This is a genomic window from Donghicola tyrosinivorans, from assembly GCF_003003355.1.
Lineage (GTDB): Bacteria > Pseudomonadota > Alphaproteobacteria > Rhodobacterales > Rhodobacteraceae > Donghicola > Donghicola tyrosinivorans.
Genome location: NZ_PVTQ01000015.1, coordinates 64,331 through 87,609, shown reverse-complemented (window position 1 = coordinate 87,609; position 23,279 = coordinate 64,331). Strand labels below are relative to the sequence as shown.

Sequence of the window (23,279 nt, the reverse complement as noted above, 5' to 3'; positions counted from 1 at the left end):
CAGAGGGACTAATCCCCCCTTTGGACAGCAAAAAGCCCCGCCGGATCGCTCTGGCGGGGCTTTGCAATGGATTTGGCGGCAGATCAGTTCAGATCACGGCCTTCTTCACCTGCGATGTTCACACCAAGGTGGCGCGCCACGGTGAAGATGTCTTTATCGCCGCGACCACACAGGTTCATACAGATGATGTGGTCTTTGGGCAGGGTCGGCGCGATTTTCATGACGTGGGCCAGCGCGTGGCTGGGTTCCAGCGCGGGGATGATTCCCTCGGTCTCACATAGCTTCTGGAAAGCCCCAAGTGCTTCCTGATCAGTGATCGAGACATATTTCGCGCGGCCGGTTTCATGCAGCCAGCTATGCTCTGGGCCGATGCCCGGATAGTCCAGACCCGCCGAGATCGAATGGCCTTCCAGAATCTGGCCATCCTCGTCCTGAAGCAGATAGGTGCGGTTTCCGTGCAGCACGCCCGGACGCCCGCCAGTCAGCGAGGCGCAATGCTCCATCTTCTCATCAACGCCCTTGCCGCCCGCTTCAACGCCAATGATCTCAACATCTTTGTCGTCAAGGAACGGATAGAACAGACCCATCGCGTTCGAGCCGCCACCGATCGCCGCAACCAGCGTGTCGGGCAGACGGCCTTCGGCCTCCATCATCTGCTCTTTGGCTTCTTTGCCGATGATGCACTGGAAATCGCGGACCATCGCCGGATAGGGGTGCGGACCTGCCACGGTGCCGATGCAATAGAAGGTCTCGTTCACGTTTGTGACCCAGTCCCGCAGCGCGTCGTTCATGGCATCCTTCAGAGTACCACGGCCCGAGGTCACGGGGATCACGTCAGCACCCAGCAGGCGCATCCGGAACACGTTGGGCTTTTGACGCTCAACGTCATGCGCGCCCATGTAGACCACACACTTCAGACCGAACTTGGCGCAGACGGTGGCGGTTGCCACGCCATGCTGACCAGCACCGGTTTCCGCGATGATGCGGGTCTTGCCCATGCGGCGTGCCAGAATGATCTGACCCAGCACGTTATTAATCTTATGCGCGCCGGTGTGGTTCAGCTCATCGCGCTTCATGTAGACCTTAGCGCCGCCAAGCTCTTCGCTCAGGCGCTCGGCGTAATACAGCGGCGAGGGACGGCCCACATAGTGTTTCCATAGATAGTCCATCTCGGCCCAGAATTCCGGGTCGGTTTTCGCGCGCTCATACTGGGCCTCAAGTTCGAGGATCAGCGGCATCAGCGTTTCGGACACAAACCGGCCACCAAACTGGCCAAAGCGGCCCTTTTCATCGGGTCCGGTCATGAAGCTGTTGAAAAGATCATTCATCTCGGGCGCCTTTCAACTGAGATTTCGGAACGTGGATATGCAACATAGCGCGGCATTTCCAGCGAAAAGCGGCATTCTGTAGCGCCCCTGCGAAAGGGTCGCCCGAATGCCGCGCGTCAGGCCAGAGCGGCCTGCATGAATTCACGTATTTTTGCCGGATCTTTGACACCAGGCGCGCTTTCCACGCCTGAGGACAGATCCACCTGACGGGCACCGGTGCGGGCGATTGCCTCGGCCACGTTGCCAGCGTGCAAACCACCGGCCAGCATCCACGGCACCGCCCATTCGCGCCCTTCCAAAAGCCGCCAGTCAAAGCTCAGACCATTGCCGCCGGGCAGGTCCGCATCCTTCGGCGCTTTGGCATCCACCAAAATCTGGTCGGCAACAGTCTCATAATCCGCGATACGGGTCAGATCGTCAGCTGAGGACAGCCCCACCACCTTCATGACCGGCAGACCATAGCGGGCCTTGACCTCGGTCACACGCTCGGGGCTTTCGCTGCCATGCAGCTGGATCATGTCCAACGGCACGGCGCTGGTGATCGCGTCCAGCAGATCGTTGTCTGCATTCACGGTCAGCGCCACCTTGGCCACACCCAAAGGCACGTCCACGGCCAGATCGCGGGCCTGCTGGATCGTCACATTACGAGGGCTTTTGGGGAAGAACACGAAACCAACATACCGCGCCCCGGCTTCTGCCGCGACGCGGATGTCTTTTGCGGTGCTGAGACCGCAGATCTTAACGCGCGTTGTTGCGGGCATCGGCTCAGGCGTTGTCCAGCAGTGCCAGAACTTCGTCTTTACCCTGATGCTTCTCGCCCTTCAGCTTTTCCACCTCGCGGGACAGCTCACGAGCTGCACGCTTCTGGCGGCTTGCTTCTGCGCGGTGCTTGGCCTCACGCAGCCACTCCCACACGAAACCGATCAGCAGACCGGCAACGATGCCGCCGAAGACCACGATGAACAGAGGCAACTGGATCGAGGCATTCCACCCCACCAGATCCTCAACCACCTGCGGAAACAGCGAGAGGCTGATGACGTCACGATTGGCAGCGGCAATAGCCACCAGACACAGTGCAATAACTGCGAGAAAGGCGTAGCGAATGTAGCGGATCATTATTCTTCTTCAGACTCTTCCAGACCGTTCAGACGGTCTCGTAGCAATTTTCCGGTTTTGAAGAAAGGAACGAATTTTTCCTCTACTTCAACAGTTTCGCCGGTGCGCGGGTTTCGGCCCACACGCGCGTCGCGACGCTTGACGGAAAATGCGCCAAAGCCACGAAGCTCTACCCGGTCGCCGCGCGCCATTGCTTCGGTTATCTCCTCAAATACCGTATTCACAATGCGCTCCACGTCCCGCTGGTACAGGTGCGGATTTTCATCGGCAATGATTTGAATGAGTTCCGATCGGATCATCGGACGTTCCCCCTCACCACGTATCGTTGGTACCCGATAATAGGCACAAACATATGAAAACGAAACAAAATCACTGATCACACCACAAAAATCGCATGTTTTCTGCTGTAACGGGCGGAAATCCCACGACTTATCCCCACCAAATCGCGCATGGCGGGTGCCGTCAACCGAATCAAACAAAGAAAAAGCCCCGCAGCTTGCGCTACGGGGCCTAATATTCTCAGACGGTTAAGTGACGATTACTCGTCGCCCTTCAGGGCTGCGCCAAGGATATCACCCAGCGATGCACCCGAATCCGAGCTGCCGTACTGTTCCACGGCTTCTTTCTCTTCTGCGATCTCGCGTGCTTTGATCGACAGACCCAGACGACGCGACTTGCTGTCGATGTTGGTGACGCGAACGTCGATCTTGTCACCGGTCTGGAAGCGCTCGGGGCGCTGGTCAGCGCGGTCACGCGACAGGTCCGAACGACGGATGAACGACTTCATGCCTTCGTACTCGACCTCGATGCCGCCTTCTTCGATTGCGGTCACTTCAACAGTGATGATCGAGCCACGCTTCACGCCGCCGATGGCGTCCGCGAAGGGGTCGCCTTCAACTGCTTTAACCGACAGCGAGATACGCTCTTTCTCGACGTCTACTTCCGAGACGACAGCCTTCACGACGTCGCCTTTGTTGTAGTTGCCGATCACGTCTTCGCCACGACCTTCCCAGGTCAGATCGCTGAGGTGAACCATGCCGTCGATGTCGCCTTCCAGGCCAATGAACAGACCGAATTCGGTGATGTTCTTGACTTCGCCTTCGACAACGGTGCCCTCGGGGTGGGTCTCAGCAAAGACTTCCCAGGGGTTGCGCATGCACTGCTTGAGGCCCAGCGAAACGCGACGCTTGGATTCGTCGATTTCCAGAACCATGACTTCGACTTCCTGCGAGGTCGAAACGATCTTGCCGGGGTGTACGTTCTTCTTGGTCCACGACATTTCCGAAACGTGTACCAGACCTTCAACGCCGGGCTCCAGCTCAACAAATGCACCGTAGTCGGTGATGTTGGTGACGCGACCGTTGTGAACCGATTCCAGCGGGTACTTGCTGGCAACCGAATCCCACGGATCGGCCTGCAGCTGCTTCATGCCCAGGCTGATGCGGTGCGTGTCTTTGTTGATCTTGATAACCTGAACATTGACGGTTTCGCCGATGGTCAGGATCTCGCTCGGGTGGTTCACACGACGCCATGCCATGTCGGTGACGTGCAGCAGGCCGTCTACGCCGCCCAGGTCAACGAATGCACCGTATTCGGTGATGTTCTTGACAACACCTTCGACCGCCTGACCTTCGCTGAGGTTGGCGATAACTTCTGCACGCTGTTCGGCGCGCGACTCTTCCAGGATGGCGCGACGCGATACAACGATGTTGCCACGACGACGGTCCATTTTCAGGATCTGGAAGGGCTGCTTCAGACCCATCAGCGGGCCTGCGTCACGCACGGGGCGTACGTCAACTTGCGAGCCGGGCAGGAACGCAACCGCGCCACCCAGATCCACAGTGAAGCCACCTTTGACGCGGCCGAAGATCGCGCCTTCGACACGTGCGTCGTCTGCGTATGCTTTTTCCAGACGGTCCCAAGCTTCTTCGCGGCGGGCCATCTCACGCGAGATAACTGCTTCGCCACGGGCGTTCTCTGCGCTGCGCAGGAACACTTCCACTTCGTCGCCTACTGCAACGTCGGGAGCTTCGCCAGGGTTTGCGAATTCTTTCAGATCAACGCGGCCTTCCATTTTGTAGCCTACGTCGATGATGGCCTGACCCGCTTCAATCGCGATGATCTTGCCTTTGACAACCGAACCTTCTTCAGGGGTGTCAATCTCGAAGCTTTCTTGCAGGAGGGCTTCGAATTCCTCCATCGATGCGTTCGCCATAGCGTCCGTTTTTCCTTTTACTAACGTTTTTCTGGCCGAGCGGTTGTCTCCGCCGGTCTTGGGATTGGTCTGTCAGCGTTTTGCAAAACAAAGAGGGCCGGGGAATGATCCGACCCTGCTGTTCTTTCGGTCTTACGCCGTATTGACGGGCTGGCTATTAGTCGGTTTCCTCGCTTGAAGCAAGCCAAACAGCCACTTTTCGCAAGATCCTGCCGAAATGAGCCTATCAATTCGCCCGATTTCCACCGAGGCCGCGCTGGACCTGCGCCACGCGGTGTTGTGGCCCGACCATCCTCGGGATTTCTCGCGCGTGGACCAAGATGATTCCGCCACCCATTTCGGAGCCTTTCAGGGCGACGATCTGGTCTGCGTGGTGTCCCTATTCAACACACCCCAAGGCGTTCAACTGCGCAAGTTCGCCACCCTGCCCCAATGGCAGGGTCAGGGGATTGGCAGCCGGATGCTGCGCCATGTTCTGTACCAGTTCAGCGATGCGCCCCGCATCTTTCTGGACGCCCGATCCGAGGCCAGCGGCCTTTATCAGCGGTTCGGGTTTCGCATCTATGAGGACGGCGTGATCAAGAACGGCCGCCCCTATTGCCGGATGGAACGCCTGAATCAGAGCGTTTCCTGAGCAGCCATCCGCGCCTCAATCTCTTTGACCGCGGCGGCCACGGCCTCTTCGATCGACAGCGTCGTCGTGTCCAAGGAAATCGCATCCGAAGCCGCTTTCAGCGGTGCGTCGGCACGGGTGCTGTCACGGCGATCCCGTTCACGCAGATCGGACAGAACCTCGTCCAGCGTAACCTTATGGCCTTTGTAGGTCAGTTCCTTCCAGCGACGGTCAGCGCGGATCTGGTCGCTGGCGGTGACGAACAGCTTTACCTGCGCTTGCGGGCAAATCACGGTGCCGATGTCGCGACCATCCAGAACCGCGCCCCCTGCCCGTGCCGCGAAGGCCCGCTGGAAATCCACCAGCGCTTTGCGCACCTCGGGCATGGCAGCGACTTTGCTGGCAGCTTGTGCCACTTCGGGCGTGCGCAGGGCATCTCCTTGCAGATCGCTGGCCATCAGGTTCTGCGCTGCCTCCAACGCAGGGGTGCCGTCCAAAGTCTTGCGCCCTGTGGCGCGATACAGCAGGCCCGTGTCCAGATGGGCAAATCCGAAATGCGCCGCGATGGCACGGCTGATAGTGCCCTTGCCGGACGCTGCGGGACCATCGATTGCCACTGTAAACGCTACCATTTGCGCCTCCCTCTGGAACAGACCCGATTGGTAGCGCACCAATCGGGTGGGGACAAGTCGCAGGGGTTAATCCTTGATCACCTGACTTTTCCGGCCGGTCTGATAGCGGGGCAAACCATCGCGGACCTCATAGTAATCACCCTTGTCCCCGTAGTAGATATGACCGTCCATCTGCAGACCGGTCGGTGCCTCGAATGCGCCAGCCATCAAATATAAAAGCCCGTCAAACTCTTCCCAGAACAGATAGCTGCCACAGGTCGGACAAAAGCCCCGCTGCGCTCTCTGGCTGGATCGATACCAGCGCACCTCACCCTTGATTGCCACGGCCTCGATCGGCGCAGGCGTCGCGGCAGTGAAATGACCGCTGATTTTACGACACTGGCTGCAGTGACACGCCGTCACCGGCCCCAATTCCGCGCCCATCTCATAGGTGATCGCGCCACACTCACAGGCCCCTTTGACCATCGCCGCCTCCTAGAATGAAAAAGGCGGCCCGAAGGCCGCCCCGTGATAACTCAGGTCCGCTCGATCTTGGCGCCAAGCCCGCCCATCAAGCTTTCAAAAATCGGGAAGCTGGTAGCAATCGCGCCACCGTCATCCACGCTGATCGGCTGCTTGCTGCACAGACCCAACACAAGGAAGGACATGGCGATCCGGTGATCCAGATGGGTCGCACAGGTCGCGCCGCCCGGCACATTCCCCGCACCAAGACCGGTGACCGTCCACCAATCCTCGCCCTCATCCACCTGAACGCCGTTAGCGCGCAGGCCAACAGCCATTGCGTCGATCCGGTCGCTTTCCTTCACGCGCAGTTCTTTCACGCCACGCATTTCGGTCACGCCTTCGGCATTCGCCGCAACGACCGACAACACAGGGTATTCGTCGATCATGCTGGCCGCCCGCTCGGGCGGGACGCTGATGCCCTTCATGTTGGGCGAATAGCGGGCGCGCAGATCAGCCATCGGCTCACCGCCCTCAACACGCTCATTCTCATAGGTCAGGTCAGCGCCCATCTCACGCAGAGTGGTAAACAGCCCCGCGCGTGTCGGGTTCAGACCGATGTTCGGCACCAAGACATCCGAGCCCGGCGTCAGGATGGCCGCACAAACAGGAAACGCCGCCGAGGACGGATCGCGCGGGACAGTGATATCCTGCGGCTTAAGCTCAGGCTGGCCTTTCAAGGTAATCACGCGGCCCTCATCGGTCACCTCGGTGGTGATCTCTGCGCCGAAACCTTCCAGCATCCGTTCGGTGTGATCGCGGGTGGCTTCCTGCTCGATCACCACGGTCTCACCGGGAACGTTCAGACCGGCCAGCAACACCGCCGATTTCACCTGCGCCGAGGGTACAGGCACGGTGTAGCGCACCGGCGCCGGATCAGCTGCGCCGACGATGGTCATCGGCAGTCGGCCACCGCTGCGACCCACGGATTGGGTGCCAAACAGCGCCAGCGGATCGGTCACACGCGCCATAGGACGTTTGTTCAGGCTGGCATCGCCGGTGAAGGTCACGGTAATGGCCGAAGTCGCCATCGCGCCCATGATCAGACGCACACCAGTGCCCGAGTTGCCGCAATCGATCACATTGTCCGGCTCGGCAAAACCACCGACGCCCACGCCCTTTACGGACCAGTTGCCACCGCCGTGGTTGGTCACTTCCGCGCCGAATGCCGCCATCGCCTTGGCGGTGTCCAGCACATCCTGCCCTTCCAGAAGGCCAGTGATGCGGGTCTCGCCAATGGCCATAGCCCCAAGGATCAACGAACGATGGCTGATCGACTTGTCACCGGGCACATGCGCCTCGCCGCTCAGCGGCCCCGAGGCATAGGACGTCATCGGAATAGGCGTGCCGTGTGCGGACATGGAATTTCCTCTTCGATTTCAAAACCGCCCCTGTGTTAGCGCAACCAAGAGGCGTGGTCCATCACCACTTATTGACGACGGAAAGTCATATAATGGGGCGTGCGCCCCTCGCGCAAAGCCTTCTGCTCATAGCGAGTCGAGATCCAGTCTCCCCAAGGCTCCCGCCAATCGCTCGGGCCCTCGGCCAGCCATTCAAAACCGGCCTTGGGCACCTCTTGCATGGTCTGGCGCACGTAGTCGGGAATGTCGGTCGCGACGCGGAATTCCGACCCTTCAGCCATCACCTGAGCCAAGGGCTGCAAATGCTCTTGAGTCACAAAACGGCGGCGATGATGGCGCTTCTTCGGCCAAGGGTCAGGGTAGTTCAGAAATGCCTTCTCAACGCAGCCCTCGGGCAACACATCAAAGAGGTTCCGTGCATCACCGGGATGAACCTTCAGGTTCGTCACACCGGCCTCACGGATCTTACCCAGCAGCATCGCAACCCCGTTGATGAAAGGCTCACAGCCGATGATGCCGATCTCGGGGTAGGTCTTGGCCATATGCACCAGATGTTCGCCACCGCCAAAGCCGATCTCCAGCCACAAAGGCCGCCCGTCGAACATGGCATCCACATCCAGCTTTTCACGGTCAGGGTTCACATCCCAACCCACCGGCCCCGGAGACAGCGCCTCCAGATCCTCTTCCAGAAATTCCTTCTGGTTCGGTCGCAGGGTCTTCCCTTTGAACCGGCCATAAAAGTTGCGCCACGGGGCGCCCGAGGGGTGGTTGTTCGAAGTCTCGTCGCTCATGGCCTGCCCAATAAAGCCGCGCATGAGGCAAAACAAGCCCCTGCTTCCTTATCGTCCAAATACTCAAAAACGAAACAGGGCCCGCAAGGGGCCCCGTCCAGATATCGCGATCCGCTCAAAATCAGCGGATTTCTTTTAGCAGCGCATCTACCAGATCGGTGCATTCCCAGCTGAAACCACCGTCGGCTTCGGGCGCGCGGCCAAAGTGGCCGTAGGCCGCGGTACGCTCATAGATCGGTTTGTTCAGGTCCAGATGGGTACGGATGCCCTTGGGGGTCAGATCCATCACGCGGGGGATCGCTTGCTCTAGCGCGGCTTCCTCAATCTTGCCGGTGCCGTGGAAGTCCACGTAAATCGACAAGGGCTTCGCGACGCCAATCGCATAGCTCACCTGCAGCGTACATTTGTCCGCCAAACCAGCTGCCACGATATTCTTGGCTACATAACGCGCCGCATAGGCCGCCGAGCGGTCCACCTTGGTCGGGTCTTTCCCCGAGAACGCACCGCCCCCGTGGGGTGCCGCACCGCCATAGGTGTCCACGATGATCTTGCGGCCTGTCAGACCTGCATCGCCATCAGGACCACCGATCACGAAGGTACCGGTGGGGTTCACCCACCATTCGGTCTTTTCGGTCAGCAACTCGGCAGGGATGATCTCGCGGATGTAAGGCTCGACAATCGCGCGGATATCGTCACTGGTCTGCGCCTCATCCACGTGCTGGTGCGAGAGCACGATCGAGGTCACTTCAACCGGTTTGCCATTTTCATAGCGCAGCGAGACCTGCGACTTGGCGTCGGGTCGAAGGGTCGGCTCGGCGCCGGACTTACGCGCCTCGGCCAGTCGGCGCAGGACCGCGTGAGCGTATTGGATCGGCGCGGGCATCATCTCGGGGGTTTCGTTGGTGGCGAAACCGAACATGATCCCTTGGTCCCCTGCCCCGTCACGGTCCACGCCTTGGGCGATGTGGGCCGACTGTTCGTGCAGGAAGTTCAGCACGTGGCAGGTGTTCCAGTGAAAGTGCTCTTGCTCATAGCCGATGTCACGGATGCAATCGCGGGCGATCTGGCCGATACGGCCCATGTAGTTCTTGAGGTTTTCCTGATCCGACAGGCCAACCTCGCCGCCAATAACGACCATACCACTGGTGGCAAAAGTCTCGCACGCGACGCGGGCGTTGGGCTCTTCCGCCAGCAGCGTGTCCAGCACCGCATCGGAAATACGGTCACACACTTTGTCGGGATGCCCCTCGGAGACGGATTCCGAGGTGAAGATGTAATTCTGTCGGGTCATGAAAGTGCTCCATTACAGGGTCATCTGTCACGCCAGGAAGCCGTTGTGACAGGAATATGTCGGACCTAGGACGCCGCCCTCTCCGCGTCAACGGAAATATTGCCGCGAAACCGGACTCCCATCCAGAAGATCCCTAAAATCAGAACCAACGCGCTCCAATCACCCGTTTGGCTGTAGATCGGCGCGGGTTTCGCGGCTGGCAAGCGCACATCGATAAACCCGTCCTGCCCCAAGGCGATCTGCTGCATCACCTGCCCGTTGGGCGCGATCACCGCCGAAACGCCGGTATTGGCCGACCGCACCATGGGCAAACCGGTTTCGATCGCGCGCATCCGCGCTTGGGCCAGATGCTGGTACGGTCCCGAAAATGTCCCGAACCACGCGTCATTGGTAATTTGGACCAACAGATCGGGACGCTCGGGCGATTGCAGGATATCCTGCGGGAAGATGGCCTCATAGCAGATCAGCGGCAACACCTTGCCCACCCCGGGGACTGGGATCACCTGCGGCCCCGGCCCCGGCCAGTAGCCAGAGCTGTCATTCGCCGCCAGCCCCGCGATATCCAACCAGCGGAACAGCCAGCGCACGGGCATATATTCCCCGAAGGGCACAAGGTGGTGCTTGTCGTAAAGGTCCGAGACCTCACCCTCCGGCGTCACCAGCGCGGCCGAGTTATACCACCGCCCCCAGTCATCGCTATGCTGGATACCGACGAGCGAATGCGCATCACCAGCAGACAACGAAATCTGGGCCAAGGCCAACCCTGCCCGTTCCAACAAGAAGGGCACAGCGGTTTCGGGCCAGACCACCAGCGCAGGCGCCTCGGGCGCAGGCACGGCGGAAAAGTCCAACTGCCGGTCAAAGAACTTCTGCGCATTGCCGGGTAGCCATTTTTCAGCCTGCGCCGCGTTGGGCTGCAACACCCGCACAATTGGCGCATCAGTGGCCACCTGCACATCCGGCATGGGCCAAAGTAGCGCCAGTGCGGCAGCAACACTAAGACCAAAGGCCGGTATCGACCGCCACGAGGCCAGCACATAGGCCAGCGTCGCGCAGAATAGCAGCACCAGTAAGTTCACCCCATGAGGACCGATGTATTGCGCCAATTGATACACAGGCCAATCCACCGTTGCCTGTGCCGCCATCCCCCAAGGAAAGCCGGTCAGCACATAAGACCGCAGCAAATCCGTCAGCGCGAGCGCCGCCGCAACGGCCCAAATCCCACCGCGCAAGCGCAACGCCAGCCACCCCGCAAGCCCCCAGAACAGGGCCAGCCCCGCCGCCATGAAGACCAGCGCGAAAGGGGCCATCCATCCGTAGATTTCCGGCTCGATCATAAAGGGTTCAACGATCCAACTAAGAGAGACCGCGAAGTATCCTGTGCCCCCCAGCCACGCCCGCCGCGCCGCCACCCAAGGGCGTGGCGCCGTTGCGGTTAGCCAGATCACAGCCGAAAGCCCTGCAATCAAGGCAGGCAAAAGGTCAAAGGGCGCTTGGCCCAATGCAGCCAACGCCCCCGCAAAGAGCGGCAAAAGAGTGCGGATCAAACGCAAACCCCGTTAAGCTCCGGCCTCAAGGGGCTGGGGCACGGGACGCACACGCATCCGCTTGATGCGACGAGGGTCGGCGTCGATCACCTCGAACTCGATCCCGTCGGGGTGCTGGATCACCTCACCGCGGGCAGGCACACGGCCCGCCAGCATGAAGACCAGACCGCCAAGCGTATCGATCTCTTCGCCGTCCACGTCGTCATGATCGGTCAGGCTCTGACCAAGTTCGCCCTCGAAATCTTCCAGCGGGGTTTTCGCCAGAACGATGTAGCGCCCTTTGGAATCCACCGTCCAGAACTGGTCTTCGTCGGTGTCGTGCTCGTCTTCGATCTCACCCACGACCTGTTCGATCAGATCTTCGATGGTCAAAAGACCGTCCACACCACCGTATTCATCAATCACCAATGCCATATGGCGGCGTTCGGACTGCATCTTTTGCAGCAGAACCCCGATGGGCATCGACGGCGGCACGAACAGCAAGGGACGGATCATGGTGCGCAGATCAAACGACTCATGCACCCCGTTAAACCCGTGCCGCAAAGCAAAGTCCTTCAGGTGGATCATCCCAATCGGCGTATCCAAGGTGCCTTCATAAACAGGCAAGCGGGTCATACCGCTGTCGCGGAACACCTCAACCAGATCGGCTTCGGAAATATCGGAAGGGATCGCTACAATCTCGGCCTTCGGGACCGAGACATCCTCGACGCGCATCCGCCGCAGGTTCATCATCCCCACAGGGGCGGGGCCGGGCAAACTATCGGTTCCAGCCGGAGCCGTATCGTCCTGCGCCGGCTGTTTCTTCGCCAGAAATCGGCGGAAAAATCCGCCAGACTCCACCGGAGTCTCTTCTATCAACGGCAGCGCGCTCTGCGCCGCACTAGATCCCTCGTTCGTATCGCCCATTAATCCGTTTCTCGAGCTGCACGGCATTCGCCGCCATTTCTCAATTATATGGGTCAGGAATACCCATTTTGCCAAGTACCTGAGTCTCGATTCCTTCCATCAGTGTCGCATCTGCGTCATCAATGTGATCGTGCCCCAGCAAGTGAAGCACCGCATGAACCATCAAATGGGTCACATGGTTGGCAAAGGGGATGCCCCCCTCTTCGGCTTCGCGCAGGCAGGTATCATAGGAAATCGCGATATCACCAAGCTCTTCCGGTGGTCCGTCAGGATCGGGAATGTCGGGATAAAACGGCGTCTCACCGGGTTCATCAGGGGCCCGTTCCTCGGACGGCCACGACAACACATTTGTCGCTTTGTCCTTCTCACGGAAATCCGCGTTCAGCTCTTTGATGCGGGCATCGTCGCAGGCCAGAACGACGATCTCATAGCCCGCCGTCCCTAGCTCCAGATGCTCTAACGTGGCCCGAGCGGCAGTTTCCGCCAGAGCTTCCAATCCGGCGTCTTCCCACCGCTCGTCCTCAAACACGCAATCGGTCAGCATCAGGATTACTGCTGTTGCTGGCGCTGCTGACGGGCGATCGCTTTTTGGGCGTCGTCGTCATAGGCCTCGATGATAGCACGCACCAGCGGGTGACGAACCACATCCGACGAGGTGAAGTAGCTAAAGCTGATGTCAGGAATATTCCCAAGCAGTTGCTCGGCATGGGCCAGACCCGATTGAACGCCGCGCGGCAAGTCCACCTGCGAGCGGTCACCCGTGATCACCATGCGGCTGCCTTCACCCAGACGGGTCAGGAACATCTTCATCTGCATGGTCGTGGCGTTCTGCGCCTCGTCCAGCACCACAAAGGCATTGGACAGGGTCCGTCCGCGCATGAAGGCCAGCGGCGCAATCTCGATCTTCTTTTCTTCCTTCAGCTTGGCCAGTTGCTTGCCGGGAAGGAAATCATTCAGCGCGTCATAAAGCGGCTGCATGTAGGGATCGACCTTGTCCTCCATCGCGCCGGGCAAAAAGCCCAAACGCTCGCCCGCCTCAACAGCGGGACGGGACAGAATGATCCGGTCCACCTTGCCGTCGATGAACATGGACACGCCAACCGCGACGGCCAGATAGGTTTTACCCGTACCGGCAGGCCCGATGCCAAAGGCCAGTTCATGTTCGAACAAGGCCTTCACATAGGCTTTCTGAGCATCCGTTCGGGGTTCGATCACTTTCTTGCGCGTTTTGATCTCATAAGAGCCGCGCCCGAACATTTCCAACTGGTCGGACGGACCCGACTCAGGCTCGGCGGGATGCCCCATGCGCAATTCGCGATCTACGTCGGCGCTTTCCACGGGGCGACCGCCTTCCAGACGCTCATAAAGCGCCTCAAGAACATCCAGCGCGTCCTGCGCGGGGGCTTCCTCGCCAACGATGGTAATCTGGTTTCCCCGTCGCAAAAGCTGGACTTCCAGCGCTTTCTCGATCTGGGTCAAGTGCCGGTCGTATTCTCCGCAGAGAATGGACATCAGCCGGTTGTCATCAAACTGAATGAATAGTTCAGCCATGGGCCACCGCATAGTTGCGCGGAAACAGGGGGCAGATTGTCAAAGGGCTCTCCGATAAGGTCTTTCCCCAAGGTTGCCAACTTGCGGATAGGGGCGCAAGAGGGCGCGTGATTTTGTCATGATCCAGATACAAAAAACCCCGGCACTTGGCCGGGGTTTTGAGCAGTTACATTTGCGGGCATCCGCTTAGATCGGGTCACCGATCAGCGCGGTTGCGCCAGCCTTGAAGTTGCCGGTCGCGGTGTTCGGCGGCGCGGCACCCGAGCACACGGGCTTGCCGTATTTGTCCAGACGCTGGCTGAGGTAGCCTTCGACGCCATCATCGATGATCCAGTGGTCACAGCCGTTGGGATCGACCCAGATACCGGCTTGCAGCTGGCTGAGGTCTTTCTGGTCGATGCCGCGGTCGCGGGTCATATCGCCATTGTTGTTGCCCCAAAGGCCGCCTTCCCACGTACCGCCTTCACAACCGGCCAGAGCCAGAGCGCCACAGCACAGAATGATCGCTTTTGTCAGTTTCATATCCGGCCCCAGTCTTAACGAATGCAGAAAATTTCAACGCGGCGGTTCTTCGCCATGTTGGCGGCACTGTCGTTAGGTGCCTTCGGCTGACGTTCGCCATAACCGCGAATGTCCATGATGGTCGCGCCGGTGTCGTTGCCGACGGCAGCAACTGCGTTCGCGCGACGCAGCGAGAGCTTCATGTTGTATTCGTCACTGGCGCGGCTGTCGGTGTGGCCCATGACGATATAGGCGCGCGCCGATGCGTTCTTGAAGAACTCGGCCAGAGTCTTGCGGCCTGCGGGACCGATCTTGGCGCTGTCGGTGGCGAAATACTGGTCGGTGTTCAGAACGCCGCACAGGTTCACCTCACGGCAAACGGGGGTGCCATCGCGGCGCACGTTCGGGGTCATATACCCTTCGGCACCGTCATCCATCACCCAGTGTTCACACCCATCGGGGTCAACCCAGATCGTGGGAACGTAACGTTCGCCATCCACCACAATGGTTTCACCCTGCTTGATCTTCAACTGGCCGTAATCGCCGTTGGTCACATAACCTTGATCCGCCGCAGCTACACCCACATGTAGGGTGCACAGGGTGGCTACAGCAGCCGCTGCGGTGCGCACACTTTTCAAAAACATCTCTGACTTTCCCGTCTACATTTCGCGCTAAGCGCCAGGATTAAATCAAACTAACCTGAACCTATGCGGATGCACTATCGGGGAATTTGGCTATTAGAGGGTTAATTCCCCCGCATTGCACAAAAAACACAAACAATACACCCTAATGACCCCATGTTGACGATCATGAGGACACAGTCAACCTACCGTCGACCATTTGCGCAACGGTGTTTTCGAATCAGAGCAAACGCCCCGCTAAAGAGTTCGGACCGCTTTGTGTAATCTCGACCTGACGCAAATCGCCTGCCTTCAGGCCCTCTGCGGTCACGTGAACGGCGTGCAGATACTCTGATTTGCCGACCATCTGGCCATCCAGACGACCGGGCTTTTCAAAGAGGACATTTACGGTCCGGCCAACCATCGCATCCTGCACTTCGCGCTGATGCTTGGTGATCAGTGCCTGCAAGCGCTGCAGACGGTCCGAGGCAACATCGTCATCCACCTGCGCCCGCTCTGCCGCAGGGGTGCCGGGGCGGGTCGAATATTTGAACGAGAACGCATAGCCGTATTTAACCGCCTCAAGCAGCGCCATGGTGTCCTGGAAATCCTCTTCGGTCTCTTCAGGGAAACCGACAATGAAGTCACCCGACATCAGAATGTCAGGGCGGGCTTCGCGGATACGCTCGATCAGGCGCAGGTAGGATTCGGCGGTGTGGCTGCGGTTCATCCGCTTGAGGATCTTGTCGCTGCCCGACTGCACCGGCAGGTGCAGGTACGGCATCAGCTTGGAGCAGGTACCATGGGCCTCAATCAGATCATCACTCATGTCGTTGGGGTGGCTGGTAGTAAAGCGGATCCGCTCTAGCCCGTCGATCTTATCCAGCTCCCAGATCAGCTTGGCCAGCGACCAAGTCCCCCCTACCCCTTCGCCGTGGTAGGCATTCACGTTCTGACCCAACAGCGTGATCTCTTTCACGCCACGCTCAACCAGATCATGGGCCTCACGCAGTACCTGCTCTACAGGGCGCGAAACCTCGGCCCCGCGGGTGTAAGGCACCACGCAGAAGGCGCAGAACTTGTCACAACCTTCCTGCACCGACAGGAATGCAGTCGGGCCGCGGCTGGCCTTGGGACGGCCTTTCAGCTTTTCGAACTTGTCCTCTTCGGGGAAATCGATGTCCACGGGCTTTTCGCCCTTGCGCGAGCGGGCCTCCAGCTCGGGCAGGCGGTGATAGCTTTGCGGACCCACAACCAGATCGACCATCGGCTGACGACGCATGATCTCTTCGCCCTCGGCCTGAGCGACACAGCCGGCAACACCAATACGCAGATCGGGCTTTTCGGCTTTCAGATGCTTAAAACGGCCCAGTTCCGAATAGACCTTTTCGGCGGCCTTTTCGCGGATGTGGCAGGTGTTCAGCAGGATCATATCCGCGTCATCGGGATTTTCCGTGCGCTGATAGCCCTCCATGACCTCGGACATCCGTTCACTGTCATAGACGTTCATCTGACAGCCATAGGTTTTGATATACAGCTTTTTAGGCTCTGCCATGGCACGCATCCGGTTCTGAAGGGGAATTGACGGCAGTCTTTACCCTTTCAGCCAGCAGCTTGCAATGGCAGGCAGAATGACCCAACCTATGCGGGACAAAAAGAGCGGGCGATCAATGCGATACACGAATCTTGCGGACTTCCTGAAACGCGGCGCAGCGGCCATGACCAAAGGTCCAATCGCGCTGATCTTTGCAGAAGACCCCGTTGAGGTCGACTCGACCATTCTGCATCACCAGAAACTGGGCTTTAAACAGGTGATCGTTCTGGCCGCCTCGACGATCGATTTGGAACCGGAGCTCGAATCAACGGTTCATTTCGTGCCCTACAACATGCTGCCCGACCATGCAGTGCCCGACGCCGTGAACGCGATATCGGACATCGCGACTGGCCAATGGCTGTATTACTGCTTTAACGCCGAGTACCTGTTCTATCCCTTCTGCGAGACACGCACCGTCGGGGAAATGGCAACCTTCCACACGGAAGAGCGTCGCTCGGCCATTCTGACCTATGTGGTGGATGTCTACGCCAGCGATCTGTCGGCCAACCCCAACGCGGTTGATCTGAAAGACGCCCATATGGACCGTACCGGCTATTTCGCGCTGGGGCGTCCCGACGAAAACCGGCATCCCAAAGACCGCCAGTTGAACTTTTACGGCGGCCTGCGATGGCGCTTTGAAGAGCATATTCCCAGCACGCGGCGGAAGATCGACCGGATTTCAATCTTCCGTGCCACGCCCGAGGCCCGCCTGCGTGACGATTTCACCTTCACATTGGAAGAGTACAATACCTATGCCTGCCCGTGGCACCACAATATCACCGGCGCGATAATATCATTTCGGACTGCAAAGGCCCTGCGACGCAATCCGGGCAGCTCATTCGATATCCACACTTTCATGTGGCGCAATTCTACCAGATTCGATTGGTCGTCATCCCAGTTGATGGACCTTGGATTGATGGAACCTGGCCAGTGGTTTTGACAATTTTTTGAGGGTTTTCGGGGAAGCATACATCATAAAGGTTATATATGAGTTTCCAATGTCTGGGTGCCCGACCACTAGAGCACGTGTTACAAAATCAAGGGACTTGGGATGGAGTTTCAATCTAAATGTACCTTACCGATAAATTCATGCGCGGCGCACTTTTCGCAAGTGCCGTAGCATTCGGTGCTCTGGCACCCCATAGCGCAGCTGCTCTTGATGCCCCCGTCGGGCCCGTCGTTCTTAGCGTAAAAGGCAACATCACCGAAACGAACAATGGTGATCAGGCCGACTTTGACACCGCCATGCTGGAAGCGTTGGGAATTCAGGAATTCCAGACAACCACGATCTGGACAGAAGGCACCAAGACCTTCGAGGGACCGACCCTGCGCGCAATTCTGGAAGCCGTAGGCGCGAAATCGGACAACATCCGCGCGGTTGCCCTGAACGACTACGCGATCGAGATGGCCGCCCCCGCCGAGGACTATCCCGGCCCGGTAATTGCGCTTCGTATGGACGGAAATGCGATGCCTGTGCGTAACAAAGGTCCGCTGTGGCTGGTTTACCCCTACGACAGCGACCCTGCATTCCGCACCGAAGTTGTCTATGCAAACAGCATCTGGCAGCTTCGCAATATCGAAGTCCAAGAGGACTAAAACCAAGGAAACGGCATTGCTCCCAGTGCGCAGCGTTCATCGGAAGACCTATCTTAAGGGCGCGCGCATTGCTGTCGTTGCCACGGCACTTGCAGTTGCGTTCGGGGTGATCCTCGCCCTGAGCGTGAACGTTTTTGAAAAACAGAAGCGGCTGCAAACAGCCAACAGTGACAGCGTCATCTGGACGCTCTCGCAGTTGGAGGTGGAATTCCTGCGCTACTCCAGCGCCCTGCACGAAGCCTTGCTGCAGCCCGAAGATGCAGCCGCGCTGGCCAGCCTCCGGCAAAAGTTCGACATTTTCTTCAGCCGTGTGACCACGGTCGAAAACGCCACCGCGCTGCGCACGAATGTGGGCACCGAGTCGGTGGACGTCTACTTCAAAGATATCCGCGCCGTTCTGACCGCCGCGATCCCGCTGATCGATGCGAATGACACGGTCCTTGCCGCCGGTCTTCCGGATTTGATGGATGGCTATCGCACCCTATCGCCGGTCGTGCGTGAGGTGTCGCTGAAGAACCTTCAGAACTTCACCCAGATCTCGACGGCTGCCCGCTACAACGTTCTGCACACCATGCAGGTTCTGGGCGTTGTGACCTTTGCGATGATCATCGTACTGGTCGCGCTGTCCTTTGCCCTGTTCCGTCTGGCCGCCTTGAATGAACGCAACGCCAACAAGCAGCGCAGTCTGGCCGCCCGTGTGCAGACCATTCTGGACACTGCACTGGATGCGGTTCTGGTGGTCGATCGCGATGGCAACGTGCAAGAATTCAATGGCGCCGCGACTGCGATCTTTGGCTACCAGCCCGAAGAGGCTGTTGGCGCCAACCTGCGCGATCTGATCATTCCCGAAGAATACCGTCGCGGCCACGACATCGGTATGGAGCGGATGCGCCGCACCGGCGAAACCCGCCTGATTGGCGGCGGCCGGATCGAGATTGAGGCCTTACGCAAGGACGGGACCACCTTCCCTGTCGAACTGTCGATCGAAACCGCGCACACGCCGCAAGGGGATGTTTACGTCTCGTTCATCCGCGATATCTCCGCCCGCAAAGCCGCCGAGGCCGAAATCGTTGAAGCACGCGACCGCGCACTGGCCGGTGAGCGTACCAAGTCGCGCTTCCTTGCGGTCATGAGCCATGAGATGCGCACGCCCCTGAACGGCCTGCTTGGAATGCTGGACCTGATCCGCCACACCCGCATGGACGAAAAGCAATCGTTCTACGTGCAGAACATGGAATACTCGGGCCGCGTCCTGATGGACCTGATCAACAACGTGCTGGATCTGACCAAGCTGGAAACAGAGGTTGAGGCGCTGAACATCAGTTCGTTCGACCCTCAGCGTCTGGTGCAAGAGGTTCTGGCCTCGCAAATGGGTCTGGCGCGCAAGAACGATAACGACCTCAGCTTTGACTGGGTGGGCAATCCGGTACCCGGCATCAAGACCGACCGTGCCCGCCTGCGTCAGGTCCTGCTGAATCTGGTGAACAACGCGATCAAATTCACCAAAGACGGTGAAGTCATCGTCGAAGCCGAAATCCATGAACCCCTAACCCCCGCTGGCCAGCCCGAACTGGAACTGCGCGTCATCGACAGCGGTTGCGGCATCGCGGCGGCAGACCAGAAACGCATCTTTGATGATTTCGAGACCATCGATGACACCTATGACCGGAACGTCGAAGGCTCGGGCCTTGGTCTGGGGATCGTGCGCCGTCTGGTGCAGATGATCCGTGGCAGCATCGGCGTCACCTCGGAACCCGGCGAAGGCAGCATGTTCTGGGTCCGCATCCCGATCCGCATCGAAGCCGCCGAGGACTCGTTTGAGGCTCCTGTCGTCCTGCCGCAAAAGGGCAAGGCCCTGAATCTGCTGATGGTCGAAGACAACATGATCAACCGCCGTGTTCTGCGTGAGATGCTGGAAAGCGCCGGTCACACCGTGTCCGAGGCCCACGATGGCATGCAAGGGGTCGAGGCTGCCAATGCCACCGCCTATAACGCGATCCTCATGGACATCTCTATGCCCGGTATGGACGGCGTTGCCGCCACCCGCGCCATCCGTTCCGGCACAGGCCCCAACAAGATGACCCCGATCATCGCCGCCACCGCCCACGCCCTGCCCGAAGAGATCGAGACCTTTACCGAGGCGGGCATGAACGACGTTCTGTCGAAACCCATCATCCGCGCCGAGTTGAATAAAATCCTGCATTACTGGACCGCGGACGAAGACGACGATGATGCCGACATTGATTTCGCGGCTGGCGAAGAGGACGACGGTGACAACAGCTTCCTCGCGGCGCTGGCCCGTGACCTGCCGCCCGAAGAAATGCGCGCGCTGGTCGAGCGTTTCGTGACCGAAACCGACCGAGCGTTCGATGCGCTGGTCCCGCTGGCCCAAAACGAAGAGAACCGCAAAGAAGCGACCTCGATCGTCCACAAGACCGCAGGCTCTGCCGGTAGCTTTGGTCTACACGAGCTGCACGCCGCCTTGGCCGAGGCGCAAACACAGCTAAAGACCAACCCCGATTACAACATGCCAGAGGGCGTGGCAGAGCTGTCGCAGGCGTGGCTGGGGGCGCGGGTAGAAATTACCATGATGATGCTAGGCTACGGTATCAATCTGGAACTAGAGCCCTGGCCGCTTAGCGCGTAAGGCCAAAAGCCGACTACACGCAGCCGTTGAAAACAAAATCGCCACTGCCCTCTCGGGCGCGGCGTTTTCATGTCCGGCAGTGGGGCGCGAATTATTCGCGGCGCAGGCGGATCACCACATCAACCTTCGCGATACGCATCCCGTTCGGTGCATCGGGCAGGCCCACGATCTGCAACTCTTCCGACGGGGCGTCGGTCAGCTTGCCATCATCCTCCCAGAAGAAATGAGGATGATCGTGGGTGTTGGTGTCAAAGTAGCTTTTGCTACCGTCCACGGTGACTTCCTGCATCAAACCCACGTCGCAAAAGGCCCGCAGGGTGTTGTAAACAGTCGCCAGAGACACCTTGTGCCCCTTCTCTTTTGCAGAGGAAAACAGCATCTCTGCGGTGACGTGACGGTCCTGACCATCGCCAACCAGCAACTCTGCCAGCGCCAGACGCTGGCGCGTCGGACGCAGACCGGCCTGCATCAGCCATTTCGTTCCGCGTTCTGTGCTGGTGGTGGTCATGCTACCTGAAGTCCCTTGGGTTACAGGGTAATATATGACAGGACTGCACTGCTTTTCAACGCCTGTAAACAACAGCGGCGCATTCGCACGTTTGAGACTTCTGACCCTACGTCCCCTTGCCAGTATGGAACCCCCGATGATAAGGGGTTCAACCAATAAAAATGTGATACGAACTAGCAAGGAACCGTCCTTATGGCCGATTATCCCACCAGCTTCGACAAGGAAGCGCTGCTGAAATGTGCCCGTGGCGAACTCTTTGGTCCCGGCAACGCTCAGCTGCCCGCGCCGCCGATGCTGATGATGGACCGCATCACCGAGATTTCGGGCGACGGCGGCGAGCATGGCAAAGGCCATGTGATTGCAGAATTCGACATCACCCCCGACCTGTGGTTCTTTGACTGCCACTTCCCCGGCAACCCGATCATGCCCGGCTGTCTGGGTCTGGACGGTCTGTGGCAGCTGACCGGTTTCAACCTTGGCTGGCGCGGCTGGCTAGGTCGCGGCTACGCACTGGGTGTCGGCGAGGTCAAACTGACCGGCATGGTCCGTCCCGACCGCAAGATGCTGACCTACCGCGTGAACTTCACCAAAGCTGTGCAAACCCGCCGCCTGACCATGGGCGTTGCTGACGGCATCGTAGAGGCCGACGGCGAAGTCATCTATCAGGTCAAGGACATGAAGGTCGCTCTCTCCGAGAGCTGATCCCAACAACAATAAGGAGAGCGCCATGCGCCGCGTCGTCGTCACAGGTTTGGGCGTTGTCTCGTCCATCGGGAACAATGCCGAAGAGGTACTGGATAGCCTCAAGGCAGGTCGCTCGGGCATCACTGCCAACGAGGACATGAAGGAATATGGCTTCCGCAGCCAGATCGCCGGCTCGATCAAGCTGGATGTGGCTGATCATGTGGACAAGCGCACCCTGCGTTTCATGGGCCCCGGTGCCGCCTACGCGCATATTGCCATGACGCAGGCCATCGCGGACGCCGGTCTGACCGAAGCCGAGGTCGTGAACGAACGCACCGGTCTGGTGGCCGGTTCGGGTGGTCCCTCGACCAGCTCGATGCTTCTGGCGCACCAGACGGTTCTGAAGAACATGTCGCCCAAGCGGATCGGGCCCTTCGCGGTTCCGAAATGCATGAGCTCGACCGTGTCGGCGAACCTGTCGACCGCGTTCAAGATCAAGGGCATCAACTACTCGATCACCTCGGCCTGCTCGACCTCGCTGCACTGCATCGGCAACGCCGCAGAGCAGATCATGATGGGCAAGCAGGACGTGATGTTCGCCGGCGGCGGTGAAGAGCTGGACTGGACCCTGTCGTGCCTCTTTGACGCGATGGGTGCGATGTCGTCCAAGTACAACGACACGCCCGAACTGGCCAGCCGTGCGTTCGACGCGAACCGTGACGGTTTCGTCATCGGCGGCGGCGGCGGCATCGTCGTGCTGGAAGAGCTGGAGCACGCTCTGGCCCGTGGCGCCAAGATCTACGCCGAAGTCACCGGCTATGCGGCCACGTCTGACGGTCATGACATGGTTGCCCCCTCGGGTGAGGGCGGCGAACGTGCCATGCGTCTGGCGCTGCAATCCCTGAGCCCCGATCGCAAGGTTGGCTACATCAACGCGCACGGCACCTCGACCCCTGTGGGCGATGTGGGCGAAGTGCAGGCCGTCCGCCGCGTCTTCGGCGAAGGCAGCACCCCGCCGATCAGTTCGACCAAGTCAATGACCGGTCACAGCCAGGGCGCGACCGGCGCGCAAGAGGCGATTTACTGCCTGCTGATGCTTCAGAACGACTTCATCGCGCCGTCGATCAACGTGATGGACCTTGATCCCGAACTGAAGCCCGAAGAGATTGCTACCACACGTGTGGACAATGCCGGTCTGGACACTGTCATGACCAACTCGTTCGGTTTTGGCGGCACCAACGGCTCCATGCTGCTTAGCAAGTACCAAGGGTGATTTG

Annotated in this window: 24 protein-coding genes and 1 riboswitch; of the genes, 6 read left to right on the top strand and 18 right to left on the bottom strand. The window is 59.2% G+C overall.

The genetic code is table 11. The features are described 5' to 3' along the window. Window positions 1–83: 83 nt before the first annotated feature. From trpB to rpsA, 5 genes are all read right to left on the bottom strand, one after another. Window positions 84–1,328, bottom strand: coding sequence for a tryptophan synthase subunit beta (gene trpB, locus CLV74_RS17840; RefSeq protein WP_106267468.1), 1,245 nt, complete (start codon window positions 1,326–1,328; stop codon window positions 84–86). A 116-nt stretch (window positions 1,329–1,444) separates the two neighbouring features. Beyond that, complete coding sequence (locus CLV74_RS17835; protein ID WP_106267466.1) at window positions 1,445–2,089, bottom strand: phosphoribosylanthranilate isomerase; 645 nt, start codon at window positions 2,087–2,089, stop codon at window positions 1,445–1,447. A 4-nt stretch (window positions 2,090–2,093) separates the two neighbouring features. Beyond that, window positions 2,094–2,441 (bottom strand): lipopolysaccharide assembly protein LapA domain-containing protein, encoded by a 348-nt coding sequence (locus CLV74_RS17830; protein WP_106267530.1) that lies wholly within the window; start codon window positions 2,439–2,441, stop codon window positions 2,094–2,096. 2 nt (window positions 2,442–2,443) lie between these two features. Continuing rightward, a complete protein-coding gene (ihfB, locus tag CLV74_RS17825; RefSeq protein WP_106267463.1) occupies window positions 2,444–2,743 on the bottom strand; it encodes an integration host factor subunit beta in 300 nt (99 codons plus the stop codon). Window positions 2,744–2,982: 239 nt separating this feature from the next. Continuing rightward, a complete protein-coding gene (gene rpsA, locus CLV74_RS17820; RefSeq protein ID WP_106267461.1) occupies window positions 2,983–4,659 on the bottom strand; it encodes a 30S ribosomal protein S1 in 1,677 nt (558 codons plus the stop codon). A 217-nt stretch (window positions 4,660–4,876) separates the two neighbouring features. Here rpsA and CLV74_RS17815 point away from each other — a divergent pair, with 217 nt between their 5' ends. After that, entirely contained in the window at window positions 4,877–5,293 is a 417-nt protein-coding gene (locus tag CLV74_RS17815; protein ID WP_106267459.1) for a GNAT family N-acetyltransferase, read from the top strand. On the opposite strand, the gene cmk is transcribed toward CLV74_RS17815, so the two are convergent. The 12 genes from cmk to miaB all read right to left on the bottom strand — a co-directional run bounded on the left by cmk (window position 5,278) and on the right by miaB (window position 16,528). Next, window positions 5,278–5,904, bottom strand: a complete 627-nt coding sequence (gene cmk / locus CLV74_RS17810; protein WP_106267457.1) for a (d)CMP kinase — start codon at window positions 5,902–5,904, stop codon at window positions 5,278–5,280. The genes CLV74_RS17815 and cmk overlap by 16 nt on opposite strands. 66 nt (window positions 5,905–5,970) lie before the next feature. Beyond that, window positions 5,971–6,369 carry a GFA family protein gene (locus tag CLV74_RS17805; RefSeq protein ID WP_106267455.1) on the bottom strand — a complete coding sequence of 133 codons (399 nt, stop codon included), beginning with the start codon at window positions 6,367–6,369 and terminating at the stop codon, window positions 5,971–5,973. A gap of 50 nt (window positions 6,370–6,419) precedes the next feature. Then, a complete protein-coding gene (aroA, locus tag CLV74_RS17800) occupies window positions 6,420–7,766 on the bottom strand; it encodes a 3-phosphoshikimate 1-carboxyvinyltransferase (protein ID WP_106267453.1) in 1,347 nt (448 codons plus the stop codon). Window positions 7,767–7,834: 68 nt separating this feature from the next. Beyond that, window positions 7,835–8,557 carry a tRNA (guanosine(46)-N7)-methyltransferase TrmB gene (gene trmB, locus CLV74_RS17795; protein WP_106267528.1) on the bottom strand — a complete coding sequence of 241 codons (723 nt, stop codon included), beginning with the start codon at window positions 8,555–8,557 and terminating at the stop codon, window positions 7,835–7,837. 121 nt (window positions 8,558–8,678) lie between these two features. After that, window positions 8,679–9,848, bottom strand: a complete 1,170-nt coding sequence (gene metK, locus CLV74_RS17790; protein ID WP_106267450.1) for a methionine adenosyltransferase — start codon at window positions 9,846–9,848, stop codon at window positions 8,679–8,681. A gap of 5 nt (window positions 9,849–9,853) precedes the next feature. After that, a riboswitch (SAM-SAH riboswitch) is annotated at window positions 9,854–9,903 on the bottom strand. 10 nt (window positions 9,904–9,913) lie between these two features. After that, complete coding sequence (gene lnt / locus CLV74_RS17785; protein WP_245888595.1) at window positions 9,914–11,395, bottom strand: apolipoprotein N-acyltransferase; 1,482 nt, start codon at window positions 11,393–11,395, stop codon at window positions 9,914–9,916. Between the two features lie 12 nt (window positions 11,396–11,407). Beyond that, window positions 11,408–12,301 (bottom strand): hemolysin family protein, encoded by an 894-nt coding sequence (locus CLV74_RS17780; protein ID WP_106267448.1) that lies wholly within the window; start codon window positions 12,299–12,301, stop codon window positions 11,408–11,410. Between the two features lie 40 nt (window positions 12,302–12,341). Then, window positions 12,342–12,845, bottom strand: a complete 504-nt coding sequence (gene ybeY, locus CLV74_RS17775; RefSeq protein WP_106267447.1) for an rRNA maturation RNase YbeY — start codon at window positions 12,843–12,845, stop codon at window positions 12,342–12,344. Window positions 12,846–12,850: 5 nt separating this feature from the next. Further along, window positions 12,851–13,852: a PhoH family protein gene (locus CLV74_RS17770; RefSeq protein ID WP_245888594.1), complete on the bottom strand. Its 1,002-nt coding sequence runs from the start codon at window positions 13,850–13,852 to the stop codon at window positions 12,851–12,853. A 186-nt stretch (window positions 13,853–14,038) separates the two neighbouring features. After that, window positions 14,039–14,374, bottom strand: a complete 336-nt coding sequence (locus CLV74_RS17765) for a hypothetical protein (RefSeq protein WP_106267443.1) — start codon at window positions 14,372–14,374, stop codon at window positions 14,039–14,041. Window positions 14,375–14,388: 14 nt separating this feature from the next. Further along, a complete protein-coding gene (locus tag CLV74_RS17760) occupies window positions 14,389–14,997 on the bottom strand; it encodes an OmpA family protein (protein WP_106267440.1) in 609 nt (202 codons plus the stop codon). A gap of 217 nt (window positions 14,998–15,214) precedes the next feature. After that, entirely contained in the window at window positions 15,215–16,528 is a 1,314-nt protein-coding gene (miaB, locus tag CLV74_RS17755; RefSeq protein ID WP_106267523.1) for a tRNA (N6-isopentenyl adenosine(37)-C2)-methylthiotransferase MiaB, read from the bottom strand. 115 nt (window positions 16,529–16,643) lie between these two features. Between miaB and CLV74_RS17750 the strand changes: the two genes are divergently transcribed. The 3 genes from CLV74_RS17750 (at window position 16,644) to CLV74_RS17740 (ending at window position 20,810) form a co-directional block, all read left to right on the top strand. Then, complete coding sequence (locus CLV74_RS17750; RefSeq protein ID WP_106267438.1) at window positions 16,644–17,507, top strand: hypothetical protein; 864 nt, start codon at window positions 16,644–16,646, stop codon at window positions 17,505–17,507. A gap of 128 nt (window positions 17,508–17,635) precedes the next feature. Next, window positions 17,636–18,163, top strand: coding sequence for a putative pterin-binding protein (locus tag CLV74_RS17745; RefSeq protein WP_245888593.1), 528 nt, complete (start codon window positions 17,636–17,638; stop codon window positions 18,161–18,163). A gap of 25 nt (window positions 18,164–18,188) precedes the next feature. After that, complete coding sequence (locus CLV74_RS17740; RefSeq protein WP_245888598.1) at window positions 18,189–20,810, top strand: hybrid sensor histidine kinase/response regulator; 2,622 nt, start codon at window positions 18,189–18,191, stop codon at window positions 20,808–20,810. Between the two features lie 91 nt (window positions 20,811–20,901). Here the strand turns inward: CLV74_RS17740 and irrA are convergent, their stop codons facing one another. Further along, window positions 20,902–21,318 carry an iron response transcriptional regulator IrrA gene (irrA, locus tag CLV74_RS17735; protein WP_106267434.1) on the bottom strand — a complete coding sequence of 139 codons (417 nt, stop codon included), beginning with the start codon at window positions 21,316–21,318 and terminating at the stop codon, window positions 20,902–20,904. 192 nt (window positions 21,319–21,510) lie between these two features. Here irrA and fabA point away from each other — a divergent pair, with 192 nt between their 5' ends. Further along, window positions 21,511–22,020 (top strand): bifunctional 3-hydroxydecanoyl-ACP dehydratase/trans-2-decenoyl-ACP isomerase, encoded by a 510-nt coding sequence (gene fabA / locus CLV74_RS17730; protein WP_106267432.1) that lies wholly within the window; start codon window positions 21,511–21,513, stop codon window positions 22,018–22,020. Between the two features lie 25 nt (window positions 22,021–22,045). Then, window positions 22,046–23,275 (top strand): beta-ketoacyl-ACP synthase I, encoded by a 1,230-nt coding sequence (gene fabB, locus CLV74_RS17725; protein WP_106267430.1) that lies wholly within the window; start codon window positions 22,046–22,048, stop codon window positions 23,273–23,275. The last annotated feature ends 4 nt before the right edge of the window (window positions 23,276–23,279 follow it).